Consider the following 16,578-nt stretch of genomic DNA (forward strand, 5'->3'; position numbering starts at 1 on the left):
GCCGTAGTCTAGCGAGCTTCGGCTCAGTGGCAGAGTCACACGGGGCTGCGGGTTACGCGGCAGGACCGATGTCCCACGAGATATGGCGGCGGACATCGGTCAGGTTCATTGACTCGGCCAGGAACAGGTCATCGAGCATGTACTCATCCACTGCCAAAATCTTGAGCCAGTGACCCACTCCGGAGGAATCACCGTCCAGCGACTGGCTTGCCACGCAAACCCCGGTCCCCGTGTCCACCCTGATGAGGGTCCTGCCGGGATGGGCCAAGGGGGCTGTTGCGTCAGCGGGTTTGTAGGTCCGGCCCCGGGTTACCACGGCCTCCAAGGCGGGTCGGCCCTCGTGGTCCACCTCCCGGGGTTGATCGAAGGAAACCGGATTGGTGTCCGGGAACTCGAGGGGGACCGGGGCGTTGCCGGCCAGTTCCACCGGATCCAGCGCAGCGGCGAGGCGTCCGTTGCCAAAAGAGGGTTCACCGTAGGCGGCCTCCGGACGGCGACGCACCAAACCGGCGTCGTCATAAACGGGAGTCACCAAATTCGGGGGGAGCAGCCAGGACCGCCGTGTGGCGCTGACATAGAACCCGTCACGGGAGTCGTTGATACCCGTGGTGCTGTACAGGAGTTGGCCGTCCGGAGTCTCCAGGCGGAGCGCCCCGGGCCTCCTCAGCCAGGCCCGCACAATGTTGGCGCCGGTGCCCGGTCGTTCCAGGTACTCGAAGCGAAGGCTCATCCATTTCCAGGGAGACGAGCGGCATAGGTTCCGGAATGTGGAGGACAGGTCGGCCGGCTGCCCGGTCCGGCCGCCGGAAGGCCCGGACCCCGAACGGAACCCGGGTAATTCAGCACTGTAGCGACCCATATCCACAGTTTAGCCAGAGGATCAATCAGGTCTCAGGGGTAATCCGGGGTAGCATCCGAGGGTGATCCGACGACTCAGCGCGCTCTGGGAAACCAGCACTGCGGCCTACTGGCTTGTGCTGCTGGCATGCCTGTATTTTCTGGTCATGGCAGCACGGCTCACGGTGATCGATATCCGCAGCCACCTCCTGCCGAACCGGATCGTTTTTCCTTCATATGCGGTGGCAGGTGCGCTGCTCGTGGCCGCTGCCCTGGTGAGTTGGTCGAACAGCACAAGTCCCGCCCATGATGCCGCCTGGCTGGGCGTTCCGGGACTGGGGGCTATCGCCGGAGCAGCGGCGCTCTGGCTTTTCTATTTCGTGCTCAGGCTGGTGTACCCGCCGGGCATGGGCTTTGGCGACGTGAAGCTGGCCGGAGTACTTGGCTTGTACCTCGGCTACCTCGGGTGGGGCCACGTGTTTGCCGGGACGTTCGCCGCGTTCCTGCTGGGCGGGCTTTGGGGGCTGGTGGTCTTGGCGACGCGGCGCGGAGGACTGGCGTCCGCGATTCCCTTCGGCCCGTTCATGCTGGCCGGAGCGGCGGCCGCCATGGTGGTTCTGCCGGCCTGAGATCCGTAAGCTGGGCCCCATGGGTGCACCTGATTTTGTGCTGAAACTTCGGGAAAAGATCGGGAACGATCCTCTGTGGCTGCCGGCAGTCCGCGGGATCGTTTTTGATGATGATGGCAGGGTTCTTCTGTGCCAGCGTTCTGACAACGGCCACTGGACTCCCATCACGGGGATCCTGGATCCGGGCGAGCACCCGGCCCCCGGGCTTGTGCGCGAAATCTTCGAGGAAACGGCTGTGGTGGCCGAAGCCGAGAGGATTATCGGCGTCGGGGTGGTTGGGCCGGTGACCTTCGCCAACGGCGACGTCTGCGACTTCCTGGACATCACCTTCCGCTGCAAATACATCTCAGGCGACGCCCGGGTGAACGACGACGAGTCCATGGATGTCCAGTGGTTCGACCTCGACGACCTTCCGGACATGAGCCACGGACACCTGCAGGCAATAAGGCTCGCCACGGAGCCCGAAGGCCCCGTGGCATTCCAAGCGGAGTAGCGGCAGTCAGCTCCGGGCTGCTTCCAGTTCTTCGGCTTCGGCACCACCGATCGCCTCGCCCCGGGCAACCATGCCGGCTGTATCGGAGAGCGGAATCTGCTTAAGCGTGATGGCCAGGACCAAGGCGACGGCGATGAAGGGAACCAGGTACCAGAACACGGGAGCCAGGGAGTCTGCATAGGCGTTGACGATCGCGTCGCGCAACTGCTCCGGCAGCTGGGCAAGGGCTTGCGGATCCAGGGTGCTCGTGGACTGCGACGCTTGTTCGGACGACGCCCCGGCCCCGGTGAAGGCCTTGGTCAGGGACTCTGCCAAGCGGTTGGTGAAGATGGACCCGAAGACGGCCACACCCAGGGAGGCGCCGACCTCGCGGAAATAATTGTTGGTGCTCGTGGCCGTACCGATCTGGTCCGCCGGAACGGAGTTCTGCACCACCAGGACAATCACCTGCATGATCAGGCCCAGGCCCGCACCGAAAATGAACAGTTGGACGCAGATCATCCAGATCGGGGTCTCCGCGGTCAGTGTGGTCAGCCAGAGCATTGCCACGATGGTCAGGGCGGCGCCCATGATCGGGTACAGCTTGTACTTGCCCGTTTTGGAAATGCGGATACCGGAGAAGATGGAGGTGCCCATCAAGCCAACCATCATCGGGAGCATCAGCAAGCCTGACTCGGCTGCGGAGGTGCCGGAGGACATCTGCAGGAACGTCGGGACGAACGCGATTGCGGCAAACATGCCCAGGCCCAGGGTGAAGCCGATAGCCGTGGCGTTGATGAAGATGGGGTTGCGGAACAGGCTCAGCGGAATGATCGGATCTTCCGCCCGGCGTTCGGCCATGACGAAAGCAAACGCGGCAAGGACCATGCCCGCACCAAAGGCCCACGTAAGGGGAGAATCCCAACCCTCTTCTTTCTTGCCCCCGAAGTCCGTGAAGAAGATCAGGCAGGTGGTGGCTGCGGAGAGGAAGATGACGCCCGGGATGTCGATCTTCTTTTCGGCCTTCTTGTTCGGCAGGGTCAGGGTGAACCACGCCGTGATGAAGGCGGCGATGCCAATGGGGATGTTGATGTAGAAAGCCCATTCCCAGGTCAGGTGGTCAACAAAGAAGCCACCGAGAAGCGGCCCTGCCACAGCGGAAAGGCCGAAGATGGCCCCCAGTGGTCCCATGTACTTTCCGCGCTCCTTGGCGGGAACAATGTCCGCAATGATGGCCTGCGAAAGGATCATGAGGCCGCCGCCACCCAGGCCTTGGATGGCCCGGAAGATGACGAAGCCCCAGAATTCGGTGGCAAAGGCACATCCCACCGAAGCGAGGGTGAAGAGCGCGATGGCCACCAGGAACAGGTTGCGTCGGCCAAGGATGTCGCCGAACTTGCCGTAGATCGGCATGACGATGGTGGTGGCCAGGAGGTAGGCCGTGGTGATCCAGGCCTGGTGTTCCACGCCGCCGAGCTTTCCCACAATAGTGGGCATGGCCGTGGAAACGATGGTTTGGTCGAGGCTGGACAGCAGCATGCCGGCGATCAGTGCCGAGAAAATGATCCAGATTCGCTTCTGGGTCAACAACAGTGGCTCGGCTGCCTTCGAGGGTGTAGTCATGCGGGATCCTTCTGGTTTTCTGCGGGGGTGGTGTCCAGCGGTTGCGAAAAAAGCTTCCGGGCTGCCGCAAGGTTCTGGTCCAGGAGTTCGCGGTAGGGCCGGGAATTGTCGTGCGAGAAGAACTGCTGGGCTGTTTTCCTGCTGACGGCACCGAAGACGACAGCTGCCATCATGATTTCGGGATGCTCGGGGGAGAGGCCTTCCCTTGCGGCGATCAGCTCGGTGAACTGCCGCTCCTTCGCTTCGCCCTCCAGTGTCATCCTGCCCAGGAGCTGCGGCTCGGCTTTGATGGCGGCGATGAGCTGATGTACTTCGGTCCGGCTGATGGTCGAGCGCCCAACGATGTCCAGCGTCAGCGCGCGCAGTGCTCCAAGCAGCGTGCCGGAAATGCTGCCGGAGACGGGTGCTGTTTCCTTGTTGAACTCATCCAGCGCATCCTGCGGCAGCTCGTCCGAGAACGCGCCGATCACGGCATCTTCCTTCGAGTGGAAGTAATTGAAGAACGTGCGGCGGGAGATTCCCGCGCCTTCGCACACTTCTTCCACGGTGTAACCGTTCAGGCCCCGCTCGGCGGTGAGGGTACGCGCCACCTCGGTAATGGAAAGGCGGGTGGCGGCGCGTTTGCGCTCGCGAAGCCCGCCGTCGTTAATTGCACTATTTGCCACAGAGTAAAGTTTTGCACTTAAGGCCTCATAGTGCAAAAGAGTGGTGAGATGCCATTCACCGCACCGGTTCGCAAACAGGCAGGCGCAGGTACGACGACGGCCGGTACCTTCCGTGCGGAAGGTACCGGCCGTCGTCGTACTTAAGGGGTGCTGCGCCTAAGCCTTGTGGGCCGGGGACGTCATGGTGGTGACGTCGAGTGCCTTGTCGAGGTCTGCCTCGGAAACCTTGCCTTCGCCCTCACCGACGAAGCCGAGCTTCTCGGTAGCCTGGCGGATGGTCAGGCCTTCCTTGACGGCGATCTTGGCGATCTTGGCAGCGTTCTCGTAGCCGATGTACTTGTTCAGCGGCGTCACGATGGACGGGGAAGCCTCGGCCAGGAAGCGGGCACGCTCGACGTTGGCAGTGATGCCGTCGATCATCTTGTCGGCCATGACGCGGCTGGTGTTGGCCAGGAGGCGGATGGACTCGAGGAGGTTGGCGGCCATGACCGGGATGCCGACGTTGAGCTCGAAAGCACCGTTGGTTCCGGACCATGCGATCGCGGTGTCGTTCCCGATGACCTGGGCGCACACCATGATGGAGGCTTCACAAATCACGGGATTGACCTTGCCGGGCATGATGGACGAGCCCGGCTGCAGGTCGGGGATGGCGATTTCGCCGAGGCCCGTGTTGGGGCCTGAACCCATCCAGCGGAGGTCGTTGTTGATCTTCATGAAGGAAATCGCGATGTTGCGCAGCTGGCTGGAACCTTCGATGAGGCCGTCGCGGTTAGCCTGTGCCTCGAAGTGGTCGCGAGCTTCGGTCAGCGGCAGGCCGGTGTCGGCTGCGAGGAGCTCGATGACGCGTTCCGGGAAGCCGGCAGGGGTGTTGATACCGGTACCGACGGCGGTGCCACCAAGGGGAACTTCGGCAACGCGGGGGAGTGCTGCGTTGATGCGCTCAATACCGTAGCGGACCTGTGCTGCGTAGCCGCCGAATTCCTGGCCAAGCGTGACGGGCGTTGCATCCATAAGGTGCGTGCGGCCGGACTTGACGACGTCCTTGAACTCCTCGGCCTTGCGGTCCAGGGACGCTGCCAGGTACTCGAGGGCCGGGATCAGGTCGTTGATCAGGGCCGAGGTGGCGGCAACGTGGACGGACGTCGGGAAGACGTCGTTGGAGGACTGCGAAGCATTGACGTGGTCGTTGGGGTGGACCACCTTGTCGCTGCCGGAAGCGGAGAGGGCGCGGGACGCCAACTCGGCGATGACCTCGTTGGTGTTCATGTTGGAGGACGTACCCGAACCCGTCTGGAAGACGTCGATCGGGAAGTCGCCGTCGTACTTGCCGGTGGCAACCTCATCGGCGGCCGCGGCGATGGCCTCGGCGAGCTCACCATCGAGCACCCCCAGTTCGGCGTTCGCCAGGGCAGCGGCCTTCTTGACGCGGGCCAGGGCTTCGATGTGCGTGCGCTCCAGCGTCTTGCCGGAGATCGGGAAGTTCTCCACAGCACGCTGCGTCTGGGCGCGGTACAGGGCGTTCACGGGGACGCGAACTTCGCCCATCGTGTCATGTTCAATACGGAACTCAGTGGTGGAAGTCATGGGGCTAGCTTATGGCGATTGCGGGCTCCACCGAAAACCCGGAAGGCTGTGCTACGTGCCCCGGCCGGCTGGCCGGGGCACGGCTTGCTACAGCTCGCCGATGGCGGAAACAAGGGCCGCCTGGCCCTCCCCGAGTTTGTAGGAGAGGCCGATCACGGCGACGCGGCCCTCCTCAATGGCGTCGGAAATCACACGCGAACTGTCCGCGAGGCGCTCGGCCGTCTGCTTGACGTGCTCCACCACCATGTCGTTGACGTCCTCCTGGCCGTTGCGCTTGGCGGTGAGTACGGAGGGGGTGATGCGTTCGACGAGGTCGCGGATGAAGCCCGGGGGCATTTCTCCGGTTTCCACTGCGCCCTTGGTGGCTGTCACGGCACCGCAGCTGTCGTGGCCGAGGATGGCGATCAGGGGAACCTTGAGTTCGCTGATGCTGTACTCGAGCGAACCCAGGACGGCGTCGTCAATCACCTGTCCGGCCGTGCGCACCACAAAGGCGTCGCCAAGGCCGAGGTCGAAAATGATCTCTGCCGCGAGCCGGGAGTCCGCACAGCCGAAGATGACCGCGAAAGGATTCTGGCCCTCGAGGAGCGAGGAGCGGCGGGACGCATCCTGGTTGGGATGACGTGATTCACCGGAAACAAAGCGTTCGTTGCCCTCGCGGAGGCGTTGCCAGGCCAGGGCTGGAGTCAATTTAGTAGGCACCTTATTACCTTACGGGGAAGGTGTTGCCTGCCGCGAAAGTGTTGCGCCCGGTTGTGGAGAAGCTGCAGCCGGCGCCTGGTCCGCGGACTTGACGACGGCGGCGGCCAAGGTTGCGAACTCGTCGATGCTTGCGGTGCCGCTCAAGATGATCGTGGTGCCCTTGTACTGGAGGGTCATGCTGCGCTTGTCCTTGCCGGAGTCACGCAGTTCCCAATCCTGGCCACCGGCGCTGCGGGTGCCGGTGACGGGGAGGTTGCCCGTCTGCTGCAGGATCCAGGTGGGATTGGCCTGCTTTGTCTGGATCAGGCCGATGAAGGCTTCCTTGGGTGTCAGGTAGCCCACTTCCCAGGTGGGGACGCCGGTGTCGGTACCGGTTTCCCAGCGGGCGTAGTTCGGCTTGAATGTGTCGCCCGTATCAGGGGTGACCGGTGTGAATCCCGCCACATCCGTGGCGTTCCTGGCGATGCCGGCGACGTCCACGGGCGGACGGAAGTTCTCGCCCTTGGGAGCCGGGTTCATGAGGACCACGGGGAGGAATGCGAGGACGCACAGCACCAAGGCAATGATCATGCCGATCACCGAAGCGTTGGCGCGCTTGGCGGCTTTCGCCGGAATCACGGGCTTGAAAGGGGCCTCGGGGGCGCTGGTGGGGTTGTCTTCCGCGGCATTCCGGTCATTGCCGGCCGCGGGCTTGTCCTGCGTTTCACTCACCCTTCCATAGTCCCTTATCGCTGCTGCGAACACACAACCGGAATCCTCACCGGCCGTATTTCGGGCGGTGGTCATCCAGCGACCCGGCGCTGCTCCGGCGACTATGATCGTTGGTAGAGGGACCCAAGGGAGCCTCGTGCAACCGTGTCCGGTCCCGTGAATCGTCACTCGAAGAAGAGGTTCAAGTGTCTCCTGCACCAATGACCCAGCAGTATTCCACGATTTCGCCGTCGCTCGCTGTCGGCACCGACGAGCCTGACCGTAACCTCGCTCTGGAGCTCGTCCGCGTCACCGAAGCCGCGGCGATCGCCGGTGGCCACTGGGTTGGTTTCGGCGACAAGAACAAGGCAGACGGTGCCGCCGTCGACGCCATGCGTTCATTCCTCCACACAGTCCACTTCAACGGCGTCGTAGTGATCGGCGAAGGCGAAAAGGACGAGGCCCCCATGCTGTTCAACGGCGAACAGGTTGGCGATGGCACCGGTCCCGAGTGCGATGTGGCTGTGGACCCCATCGACGGAACCCGCCTGACGGCCCTTGGCATCAACAACGCCCTCGCCGTCCTGGCCGTTGCGGAACGCGGCTCCATGTTCGACCCTTCCGCAGTGTTCTACATGGAGAAGCTCGTAACGGGCCCGGAAGCTGCCGACATGGTCGACCTCCGCCTCCCGGTCAAGCAGAACCTGCACCTCATTGCCAAGGCCAAGGGCGTCAAGGTCAACCAGCTCAACGTCATGATCCTGGACCGCGACCGCCACCGCCCGCTGGTCGAAGAGATCCGGGAAGCCGGTGCACGCACCAAGTTCATCATGGACGGCGACGTGGCAGGTGCCATCGCGGCTGCGCGCTCGGGCACCGGCGTCGACGCACTCATGGGCATCGGCGGCACGCCGGAAGGCATTGTTGCTGCCTGTGCCATCAAGTCCCTCGGCGGCGTGATCCAGGGCCGCCTCTGGCCGACCTCCGACGAGGAGAAGCAGAAGGCCATCGACGCCGGACACGACCTGGACCGCGTTCTCTCCACCAACGATCTGGTCACTTCGGACAACTGCTACTTCGCAGCTACCGGTATCACCGACGGCGACCTCCTCCGCGGCGTGCGCTACCAGAAGGACCGCGTGCTCACGCAGTCAATCGTGATGCGTTCCAAGTCGGGCACCGTTCGCTTCGTCGATGCTGAGCACCACGCATCCAAGTGGGAGACATACGCGCGCAAGGCGTAGTCCCACCAACAAACGAAAGGACGGCAGGCTTGGCCTGCCGTCCTTTCGTTGTTCCGGCCCCGATTGGTCCGGCGCAGTCTATTTAGCGCGGTTTGCCTGGCGCAGTTTGTCCCGCAGCTTGCGGGCCAACTGGTAGGCGCCGTAGCGGATTTTGTTGACCGGGAGGTCCCAGGTTCCCGGGTAGGAGACCTCGCGGCCGCCAAACGACTTCTTGAACGCCGTGAAGCCGGCCCACTTGTGATCAGGTTGGTCCTCCGGTGCCACGCCCCACAGATCCACATGCTTGAGCCCCTTCTCCTGGGCGTCGGCCATGAGGTTGACCAGCAGGGGAATGCCGGCGCTCAGCTTCCGGTGGGTGTCATCGAGGGCGGCGTGCGCGTACACCCTGGTATCGGCCGAATCGTAGGCGAAGGCTGCCGCTATTGGTTCACCTTCAAGCTCGGCGATGAAGAGCGTGCCGGCACCGGAGGGCAGCAATGACTCCGCCACCGTGGCCAGGTAGTCGTCGCTCTGCGGCTTGAATCCGTTCCGCGCCGCAGTCAGGTGCAGGAAGTGCAGCAGGATCGAAATATCGCTGGGGTCCTGTGAGGCCCGGAACGTCACGCCCTTCTTGTGGATGTTCCGGTACAGGTTCCTGTTGGTGGGCTTCATGCCCGCCAGGACGTCCTTGAAATCACCTTCAAGATCCACGATCCAGCTCAGCTCCGGCTGCTGGTTGGCAGGTGCCGGGCGCAGGCCGCGCGCACGTAGGAGGGGACCGGCGTCGGACGCTGTGAACCCGGCCGAAACCGGCTCCATGCGGACGAAGACCGCATGCTCCTTCCTGGCCAGCGCCACCAAGGCAGCTGTGGCGGCGTCGAACGCTTCCACTGATTCGGCCACGGGGCCGTAGGGAGCGTAGATGACCTTGCCTGCCGGGTTCTTTTCCTCAATGGCAAGGAAGCTCCAGCCAGGTCCCGACTGCTCGTGGACCCGCCGGCCGAGGGAGCGCTGCACGGCGGCCCAGGCGGGCGTTTGGAGGAAGTAGTCCACGGTTCAGTTCCCCAATCCGGTGGTCACGGCGAAGGCCACGCTGGTTCCGCTGGCTCCTTGGACGGGGTGGACGTTGACGGGGGCTTCGACTTCCGGGATGAATGCGGTGCCGCCGCGGGTGAGGCGCAGATCGCTCTTGGGCGAGTCCAGTACCACTGAACCGGCCACTACCACGACGACGGCGGGCCCGGATTGCGCCAGTGGAACCGGCGATGCGTCGGGTCCGAGCTCGATGCGCTGGAGCTGGAACTCCTTGAAAGGCGGGCGGTACAGCTCCTGGCCCAGGCCGGTGCTTTCGGCCAGGACGCGGGGCACTCCGAGGGATTCGAAACGGACCGTTTTGAGCAACTCGGGGACGTCCACGTGCTTGGGCGTCAGTCCGCCGCGCAGGACGTTGTCCGAGGCGGCCATGACCTCTACGCCGAGGCCGTGGAGGTAGGCGTGGATGTTCCCGGCCGGGAGGTACACCGCTTCGCCGGGTTGAAGGGAAAGGTGGTTCAGCAGCAGCGAAATGAGCACGCCAGGGTCCCCGGGGAACGCATCATTGATGCCCAACATGGCGGTCAGGGCTTCGTCGTGCGGCTCCCGGGGAGCCCCCGAGCGCAGGACCGACTCAACGTCAGCCACGGCTGCGGATACCTCGTCGCCGCCCTCGATCAAGCGAGTGAACGCAGCCCTCAGCGCAGACGCTTCGTCGTCCTGGCCAAGGTCCTGGATTACGCCGGTGATGATCGCGGGCACGTTCCTGGCGGCTGAGTCCAGCACGGAGGCCAGGTGCTCAAAGATGCTCCGCGAAACAGCCGCGGGCCGGAAACCGCACAGCGCCCGGAACGGCGTCAGGGCGAAGATCATTTCCGGCTTGTGGTTGTCGTCCTTGTAGTTCCGTTCGGCTGAACCGGCCGCCATCCCCGCCGCGTTCTCGCGGGCGTAGCCGTCACGTGCCTGTTCCAGGCTGGGGTGGACCTGCAGCGACAACGGCTGTTCCGCGGCGAGGAGTTTGGTCAGGAACGGCAGGCGTGGCCCGAACTCTTCAAGGCTTGCCGCACCCAGATGGTGCAAGGGGTTCGAAGCGATGAGCTCATCCAGGGACTGGGTCACCCCGTTGGGATGGAACGCGGTGGAAGGAGAGTCCGGGTGGGCCCCGATCCACAACTCCGCCTCCGGACCGCCCGAAGCCGGCCGCCCCAACAACTCCGCGATCGCCGTCGTCGATCCCCACGCATAGGGCCGCAAAACATTTTCAATCTGGTACACGAAGGAAAGTCCTTTAATCGTCGCGCTGAAATTTGTGTGGGTGGGGCTTGGCTGGCTAGAGCGGTGCGCACTGGCCGTTGGTGGCCACGAGGTCGCGGATTCCCTGCTCATCTCCTTGGGCTTTGAGGCCGTTGAGCAACTCCTCCGTGATGGGCGTACCGTCCGGGGTGGTGGTCACCGGCGTGAAATCCGACGACGACGGCGAGGGCTGCTGCCCGGTGGTGCCCTGGGTCCCCGCAGGCTTGGCAACCGGTCCGGCCGCACTCGCAGTTCCCGCGGCTGATCCCGTGTGGGAAATGAAGGTGTCATCGGCTTTGGCACCGCTGTTGGACCTCAGCAGTTCCTGGACCCGGGTGTGAATCGTGTCGAAGTCGGGGCTGGTCGAGAACCAGGCTTCGAAGTCCGGCGGTCCGATGGTCAGGCGCTTGACCGGTTGGTTCTTGGATTTCAGTGCGAGATCCACGAAGCTGCCCAGCTGGGAGGAGGAAATGTTCGAATCCACCACCTTGGTCCCGGCATTGGCGATGTCCTCGAACTTGGTCAGCAGCGTCCCTGGATCCAGCTGCTTGAGCATGGCCTGCTGGACGCACTGCTGACGGGCAATGCGGGCGTAGTCGTCCACGAATTCGCGGGAACGTCCATACCACAGTGCGTGGAAGCCATCGAGGTGGACGTCTCCGGCCGGGATCCATCCGTCAGGCATGCCGTGGATTCCATGGGCCTCGTCGGTGACGGGACCACTGATCGGAACCCAACCCCCGGCCTTGACCCGGATGCCGCCCATGGCATCGATCAGCTTGGCGAAGCCGTCCATGTCCACAAGCACATAGGCCTGGACAGTGATGCCGAGCGTGCCGGACACCGCCTCGAGGGTTGCCTGGGCACCGGGATCGGCAACTCCGGGGTAAAGGTCCTTGTAGTTGTTGGTGACCTCGGTGTTGACGGCGTTGATGAGGCATTCGTCGCCACAGTTGTACCCGTCAGGGTAGACCTTCCGCATGGGCGAACCCTCGCTGAACTGGGCGTTCTGCAGGTTGCGGGGGACAGAGATGATGGCGCTTTCGCCCGTCTTGGCGTCCACGCTGATGACCGAGAGGCTGTCCGGGCGGCGGCCTGTCCGGTCATCGCCGGCGTCGCCACCCATCATGAGGAAGTTATAGCGCCCGTCCACGGGGTCGATGGCCGGACCGGCGTCGAAGATGCTGCCGATGGCGTTACGGCTTACATTCAGCACGTACGCCAGGTAACCGAGCGAGCCGCTGGCCAGAACGGTTGCCGCCACGAGTACAACCGCGATGATGGGCCGCATTCCGGGAGCAAGGAGCACGGGTCGGATGAGCCGGAGCGTATTGAGGAACAGAAAAGCCCAGCCGAGGGCAAGGGCCGCAAGGACCACGATGATCAGCAGGGAACCCACAGGATGGGTCACGAGCGTAATCAGCAGGCTGCGGTCCACCAGGGCGAGGACCAGGGCCAGGATGGCCAGGACCCAGACGGTGAGCGTTACCCGCAGGGCAATACGGCCCAGTTTGCGGTCTCCAGCCACGATCTGTGCGCTGCCGGGGACGAAGAGGGTGAGGAGGACCAGCACGAACGCGCGTTTGGTCCGTACCGGAGCGCTGGCACCGGCCGGATAGCGGACTGGGTCAGTCAGGCCGGCGCCTGGCTGACCCGTGCCGTTGTGCATGGTGGTCATCCGCTGCCTTCCTAGCGGGTGCTCCGTGCGGAAGCATCGGCAGGGGCAAAGACTTGTTCCACCTTGTGCCGCAGGTTTTCGCCCTTCTTGGTGGCGACGTCGTTCAGTTCCTGCGCGAAACGGAGGAGGTCTTCGCGGAGCCGGACGGCGAGCTCGTCGGTTCCGGACGCCAGCATCCGCACCGCCAGGAGTCCCGCGTTGCGGGCGCCGGCAATGGACACCGTGGCCACCGGAACGCCGGCCGGCATTTGCACGATGGAAAGCAGCGAGTCCATGCCGTCCAGGGTCTTCAGGGGCACCGGTACGCCGATCACGGGCAGGGGAGTGACGGAGGCCAGCATTCCCGGCAGGTGGGCAGCGCCTCCGGCGCCCGCGATGATGACGCGCAGGCCGCGTTCGTGCGCTGTCTGGCCGTAACGGATCATCTCGGTGGGCATCCGGTGTGCGGACACGACGTCTGCCTCGAACGGGATGCCGAACTCTGCCAAGGCGTCTGCGGCAGCTTCCATGACGGGCCAGTCGGAGTCCGAGCCCATGACCAGCCCAACAAGCGGAGCAGTGTTTTCGGCGGTCATGGGGTCTCCTCTGTGGTTGCTTGAGCCGGAACGCGGCCGTCACGGATGGTGTTGGCTACTGCCGTGGCACGTTCGCGGACTGAATCAACGTCTGCGGCGGATGCGCCCACCAGGTTTACATGCCCGATCTTGCGGCCCGGGCGGACCGATTTGCCGTAACTGTGAACTTTGGCGGCCGGCTCGTATGCCAGTGCCATGGGGAAGGCTGCAAACAGGTCCTGGTTTTCGCCGCCGAGGAAGTTCTTCATCACGGTGACGGGTGCCAGCGCGTCCGTGGCTCCCAACGGGAGGTCCAGCACAGCCCGCAGATGCTGTTCGAACTGGCTGGTGACGCAGCCGTCCTGGGTCCAGTGGCCTGTGTTGTGCGGGCGCATCGCGAGTTCGTTGACCAGGAAGCCTGCTCCAACACCGGGCGTCTCGAAGAGTTCGGCGGCCATGACCCCGGTGACGCCGAGGTCGTTGGCGATTCGAAGTGCTGCTTCCTCTGCGGCCGCGGCAACCTCCACCGGAATGTTTTGGGCAGGAGCGATTACTTCATCACAAACGCCGTCCACCTGGATGGTGTGGACCACGGGCCATGCGCGGGATTCGCCGCTGGGAGTGCGTGCCACCAGCGCGGAGAGTTCCCGGCTGAATTCCACCTTGGCCTCTGCCAGGAGCGGGCTCATGGTTTCAAACCATTCCGCGGCGTCAGCGGCTTCCGCAGCTGAATCGATGATGCGGACACCCTTGCCGTCATAGCCGCCACGCGGTGTCTTCAGGACTACCGGCCAGCCGATCTTGTCGCCGAAAGCCACGAGTTCCTCTACGGAATGGACTGCGGACCATTCGGGGTTGGGCAGGCCCAAGCGGTCGATGGCGGCTCGCATGACGAGCTTGTCCTGGGCGTTGACCAATGCATCGGGGCCCGGCTGCACGTTGACACCAGCATCGATGAGCGCGCGGAGGTGCTCCGTGGGAACATGCTCGTGGTCGAAGGTCAGGACGTCGACACCCTTGGAGAACTCCAGGAGCGTGTCCAGGTCTTTGTAGTCTCCAATGGGCGCGGTGGCCACGGCGGCCACCGCCGAAACGTCCTCACCTTCAGCCAAAACACGGAGTTCAAAGCCCAAAGCAGTAGCGGGCGGGGCCATCATGCGCGCGAGCTGGCCGCCGCCAACAACGCCAATAACAGGAAAAGTCACAAGGTTCAGCCTACCGAACACGCGGCAGGATCACTGATTCTGCGGCTCTTCATGCTGTCTTTTCCGCCTCATGCGTGTCCTGGGCCATGTGGGTATCGGCGTTCTCACAGGCCGCTCCCCACCAACCCTTGGAAATCGGCGCTAAAATGGACAAGGCCCATCGGCCCACTTTTCAACGGCCTTGGAGGGTCATGATCACCACACTTGCAGATCGCATCCGCGGACTTGCGTCGCTCTTCTGGCGCGAAGTAGCCAAGTTCGGCGCCGTCGGCGGAGTTGCGTTCGTCATCGACTCGGCCGTCTACATCTGGTTGTTCTCGGGCCCGATGCACGGCAGCGAAGTGTGGGCAAAGGCAATCGCCACCATTGTGGCCAGTATCTTCTCCTGGGTCGCGAACAGGTTCTGGACGTTCCGGCACCGTAAGCAGGCCAATGTGGTGCGCGAGGCGGTCCTGTTCGCCGTCATGAACCTGGTGGGCCTCCTTATTGCTTCCGGCTGTGTCTGGGTGGCCAAATACATCCTCAACCTCAATGACAAGCCGTCCCTTTTCATTGCGGGCAGTGTGGTGGGCCTGATCCTGGGAACTGTCTTCCGGTTCTTCGCCTACCGCTTCTGGGTCTTCAACGAAGAACTCGATGCCGAGCCGGCGTACTCCAAGGACCACGAACTCATCGAGGTTCACCACCGTCCCAAGGCGGGTGTGGCCGAGGCTGGCCACGCCGGACCGCCAACCGGCGAACTGCCCTCCGTCAAGAACGGCTGACGCGCTCGTTTTCCAGCAGGTGCTCATTCACTTCCACATCGCCGTGAACCAGCACTACTGAACCGTCCTGGTCCCACGCGCCCAGTGCAGCCGCGAGGCCGGGTTCGAGCCCCTCGGACGCCCGGACCAGCAGGCGGACTCCGGGTTCCTGGGGCTGCGCAAAACCCGACACGAGTTCCCCGTGTGGGTAGGCCGACGTTCCCCTGACCGCCGGAAGCCCTTCATCGGCTTCGGTGTGGGCCATGAAAACATCGCCGTGCGAGCGAACTTCTGCCGCGTAATCAACCACGCCCGCGGGCAGCTCTCCCGGCCACCTCATGGCAAGTGCCGCGAGCGGAACCGCAATAACGGCCTCGAAACCGGCGCCGGCGCCGTCGTCGGGCTTGTCCGTCACCAGGAGGTCCGCGCTGGAGCCGTCCAAGACGACCTCAAGGCCCAGCTGCCAAGCCGCCAAGGCCCAGACCACCGATTTCCAATGCGCCGGCAGGTCCAGCCGGATGGTGGTCCCCGGCTCCGCATCGAGTTCGTCCTGCAGAAGGTTGCTGGTCTTGGCTACCCAGTTGTCCAGCACGCGCCCGGATAGTTCCACCCGTTCGGAGTCGGGTCCGTACCACGTGAGCCGGGGTGAGGTGGAGTGGCCGGAGCGCAGGGATGTCATCAGGTTCAGTGCCGGGATGCTCATGGCCCAATCTTGTCACGCCGGGCGGGAGCTGTCCCGGGCTCGCGATCGGGTCTGTGAATTGCGGCACAGCGGATTTGACAGCATACTGTGTAATTAGTCGGTCGCCGTCGGCGTTCCAGCAGGAATCCGCGGAAATTCAGCCAATGTTCATGCAAAGTGCCGCATGGACGATGGCTGCGGCCTGTCGCGCCCTGAAGCATGCCCCGAAACGTTGGGCGTGGCGCATCACACGTTTCTACAGATTCTTGATTATTATCCCGGCGCGGCTTGACTGGCGGGTAGTTACACACGTGTAATTAGTAATCAAACGCCGCTGCACAGATGACCGGAATGACCCCGGCATCGGAAAACATCCACGCAGCAGCTGCAAAATCAGGAGGGACGCCATGGGGCAAGCGTTGCGTATCCAGGAAGATGCAGTCGTCGCAGAACATGCGTCGGTGAAATACCGTTCGCGGGACGTACCGGGGGACTGGTATGTGGACCCGGCGGATCCGGAAGCGGCAGAAAGATACAACAAGAACGTGCAGCAGTCTTTGGAGGACCAGGCAACCGCCCTCCTCGCAGCGCATGAAGCCCTGCTCGACGATCTGCCCGGCGCTCCGGATGAGGACCTCGACGATCCTCCCATGGAGCTGCGTCGTCCGCAGGATACCCCCGGGCAGCCGGTGTGGATCGGCCTTCCCGGCCAGTCCGACTTCGACGACGAAGGGGAACTTGGCTGGCAGACCGACGCCCTGTGTGCGCAAACGGACCCCGAAGCCTTTTTCCCGGAGAAAGGCGGTTCCACCAGGGACGCCAAGAAGGTCTGCGGTGCATGCAACGTGCGCTCCCAGTGCCTTGAGTACGCCTTGGCAAATGACGAGCGCTTCGGCATCTGGGGCGGTCTCTCTGAGCGTGAACGTCGTCGGCTGAGGAAGCGGGCAGTCTAATTCTTAAGGAAGT

At 63.7% G+C, this 16,578-nt stretch carries 17 protein-coding genes; 5 read left to right on the forward strand and 12 right to left on the reverse strand.

Annotation, left to right across the window (positions count from 1 at the left end; translation table 11 throughout):
- Positions 1 to 52: 52 nt before the first annotated feature.
- Positions 53 to 859 carry a hypothetical protein gene (locus tag ACIPY2_RS09415; protein WP_400266102.1) on the reverse strand — a complete coding sequence of 269 codons (807 nt, stop codon included), beginning with the start codon at positions 857 to 859 and terminating at the stop codon, positions 53 to 55.
- Between the two features lie 61 nt (positions 860 to 920).
- Between ACIPY2_RS09415 and ACIPY2_RS09420 the strand changes: the two genes are divergently transcribed.
- Entirely contained in the window at positions 921 to 1,466 is a 546-nt protein-coding gene (locus ACIPY2_RS09420; RefSeq protein ID WP_400266103.1) for a prepilin peptidase, read from the forward strand.
- 19 nt (positions 1,467 to 1,485) lie between these two features.
- Positions 1,486 to 1,959: an NUDIX hydrolase gene (locus ACIPY2_RS09425; RefSeq protein ID WP_400266104.1), complete on the forward strand. Its 474-nt coding sequence runs from the start codon at positions 1,486 to 1,488 to the stop codon at positions 1,957 to 1,959.
- A gap of 6 nt (positions 1,960 to 1,965) precedes the next feature.
- Here ACIPY2_RS09425 and ACIPY2_RS09430 read toward each other — a convergent pair whose 3' ends face one another.
- The 5 genes from ACIPY2_RS09430 to ACIPY2_RS09450 form a co-directional block, all read right to left on the reverse strand.
- Entirely contained in the window at positions 1,966 to 3,561 is a 1,596-nt protein-coding gene (locus ACIPY2_RS09430; protein WP_400266105.1) for an MDR family MFS transporter, read from the reverse strand.
- Positions 3,558 to 4,226 (reverse strand): TetR/AcrR family transcriptional regulator, encoded by a 669-nt coding sequence (locus ACIPY2_RS09435; RefSeq protein WP_400266106.1) that lies wholly within the window; start codon positions 4,224 to 4,226, stop codon positions 3,558 to 3,560. The genes ACIPY2_RS09430 and ACIPY2_RS09435 overlap by 4 nt, the downstream gene beginning before the upstream one ends.
- Positions 4,227 to 4,382: 156 nt before the next feature.
- Positions 4,383 to 5,810, reverse strand: a complete 1,428-nt coding sequence (locus ACIPY2_RS09440; RefSeq protein WP_400266107.1) for a class II fumarate hydratase — start codon at positions 5,808 to 5,810, stop codon at positions 4,383 to 4,385.
- Between the two features lie 87 nt (positions 5,811 to 5,897).
- Positions 5,898 to 6,512, reverse strand: a complete 615-nt coding sequence (locus ACIPY2_RS09445; protein ID WP_400266108.1) for a carbonic anhydrase — start codon at positions 6,510 to 6,512, stop codon at positions 5,898 to 5,900.
- A gap of 9 nt (positions 6,513 to 6,521) precedes the next feature.
- Positions 6,522 to 7,223 (reverse strand): DUF4245 domain-containing protein, encoded by a 702-nt coding sequence (locus tag ACIPY2_RS09450; RefSeq protein WP_400266109.1) that lies wholly within the window; start codon positions 7,221 to 7,223, stop codon positions 6,522 to 6,524.
- A 200-nt stretch (positions 7,224 to 7,423) separates the two neighbouring features.
- Between ACIPY2_RS09450 and glpX the strand changes: the two genes are divergently transcribed.
- Positions 7,424 to 8,446 (forward strand): class II fructose-bisphosphatase, encoded by a 1,023-nt coding sequence (gene glpX, locus ACIPY2_RS09455; protein WP_400266110.1) that lies wholly within the window; start codon positions 7,424 to 7,426, stop codon positions 8,444 to 8,446.
- Between the two features lie 78 nt (positions 8,447 to 8,524).
- Here the strand turns inward: glpX and ACIPY2_RS09460 are convergent, their stop codons facing one another.
- The 5 genes from ACIPY2_RS09460 to ACIPY2_RS09480 are packed head-to-tail and all read right to left on the reverse strand — an operon-like array spanning position 8,525 to position 14,187.
- Positions 8,525 to 9,478: a lipid II:glycine glycyltransferase FemX gene (locus ACIPY2_RS09460; RefSeq protein WP_400266111.1), complete on the reverse strand. Its 954-nt coding sequence runs from the start codon at positions 9,476 to 9,478 to the stop codon at positions 8,525 to 8,527.
- Between the two features lie 3 nt (positions 9,479 to 9,481).
- Positions 9,482 to 10,732: a mannose-6-phosphate isomerase, class I gene (gene manA, locus ACIPY2_RS09465; protein WP_400266112.1), complete on the reverse strand. Its 1,251-nt coding sequence runs from the start codon at positions 10,730 to 10,732 to the stop codon at positions 9,482 to 9,484.
- 55 nt (positions 10,733 to 10,787) lie between these two features.
- On the reverse strand, positions 10,788 to 12,428 hold the full coding sequence (locus tag ACIPY2_RS09470) for an LCP family protein (protein ID WP_400266113.1): 1,641 nt from the start codon (positions 12,426 to 12,428) through the stop codon (positions 10,788 to 10,790).
- Positions 12,429 to 12,439: 11 nt separating this feature from the next.
- Positions 12,440 to 13,003: a 5-(carboxyamino)imidazole ribonucleotide mutase gene (purE, locus tag ACIPY2_RS09475; RefSeq protein WP_400266114.1), complete on the reverse strand. Its 564-nt coding sequence runs from the start codon at positions 13,001 to 13,003 to the stop codon at positions 12,440 to 12,442.
- Positions 13,000 to 14,187, reverse strand: coding sequence for a 5-(carboxyamino)imidazole ribonucleotide synthase (locus ACIPY2_RS09480; protein WP_400266115.1), 1,188 nt, complete (start codon positions 14,185 to 14,187; stop codon positions 13,000 to 13,002). Before ACIPY2_RS09480 ends, purE begins: the two co-directional genes overlap by 4 nt.
- A 191-nt stretch (positions 14,188 to 14,378) precedes the next feature.
- On the opposite strand from ACIPY2_RS09480, the gene ACIPY2_RS09485 reads away from it, so the two are divergent.
- Positions 14,379 to 14,951 (forward strand): GtrA family protein, encoded by a 573-nt coding sequence (locus tag ACIPY2_RS09485; RefSeq protein WP_400266116.1) that lies wholly within the window; start codon positions 14,379 to 14,381, stop codon positions 14,949 to 14,951.
- Here the strand turns inward: ACIPY2_RS09485 and ACIPY2_RS09490 are convergent.
- The gene (locus ACIPY2_RS09490) at positions 14,938 to 15,633 is read right to left on the reverse strand and encodes a TIGR03089 family protein (RefSeq protein ID WP_400266117.1); all 696 of its coding nucleotides are present in this window, start codon (positions 15,631 to 15,633) and stop codon (positions 14,938 to 14,940) included. The two genes, ACIPY2_RS09485 and ACIPY2_RS09490, sit on opposite strands and share 14 nt — an antisense overlap.
- Positions 15,634 to 16,019: 386 nt before the next feature.
- Here ACIPY2_RS09490 and ACIPY2_RS09495 point away from each other — a divergent pair, with 386 nt between their 5' ends.
- Entirely contained in the window at positions 16,020 to 16,565 is a 546-nt protein-coding gene (locus ACIPY2_RS09495; protein WP_400266118.1) for a WhiB family transcriptional regulator, read from the forward strand.
- Positions 16,566 to 16,578 lie beyond the last annotated feature (13 nt).

It is taken from the genome of Paenarthrobacter sp. NPDC089675 (assembly GCF_044749185.1).
GTDB lineage: Bacteria > Actinomycetota > Actinomycetes > Actinomycetales > Micrococcaceae > Arthrobacter.

Bases quoted from the DNA above. Each gene is read 5' to 3' on its own strand.
- ACIPY2_RS09425 (WP_400266104.1), top strand. From the start codon at position 1,486: ATGGGTGCACCTGATTTTGTGCTGAAACTTCGGGAAAAGATCGGGAAC.
- ACIPY2_RS09490 (WP_400266117.1), bottom strand. From the start codon at position 15,633: ATGAGCATCCCGGCACTGAACCTGATGACATCCCTGCGCTCCGGCCAC.
- ACIPY2_RS09440 (WP_400266107.1), bottom strand. From the start codon at position 5,810: ATGACTTCCACCACTGAGTTCCGTATTGAACATGACACGATGGGCGAA.
- purE (WP_400266114.1), bottom strand. From the start codon at position 13,003: ATGACCGCCGAAAACACTGCTCCGCTTGTTGGGCTGGTCATGGGCTCG.
- ACIPY2_RS09415 (WP_400266102.1), bottom strand. From the start codon at position 859: ATGGGTCGCTACAGTGCTGAATTACCCGGGTTCCGTTCGGGGTCCGGG.
- ACIPY2_RS09485 (WP_400266116.1), top strand. From the start codon at position 14,379: ATGATCACCACACTTGCAGATCGCATCCGCGGACTTGCGTCGCTCTTC.
- ACIPY2_RS09495 (WP_400266118.1), top strand. From the start codon at position 16,020: ATGGGGCAAGCGTTGCGTATCCAGGAAGATGCAGTCGTCGCAGAACAT.
- ACIPY2_RS09470 (WP_400266113.1), bottom strand. From the start codon at position 12,428: ATGACCACCATGCACAACGGCACGGGTCAGCCAGGCGCCGGCCTGACT.
- ACIPY2_RS09430 (WP_400266105.1), bottom strand. From the start codon at position 3,561: ATGACTACACCCTCGAAGGCAGCCGAGCCACTGTTGTTGACCCAGAAG.
- glpX (WP_400266110.1), top strand. From the start codon at position 7,424: ATGACCCAGCAGTATTCCACGATTTCGCCGTCGCTCGCTGTCGGCACC.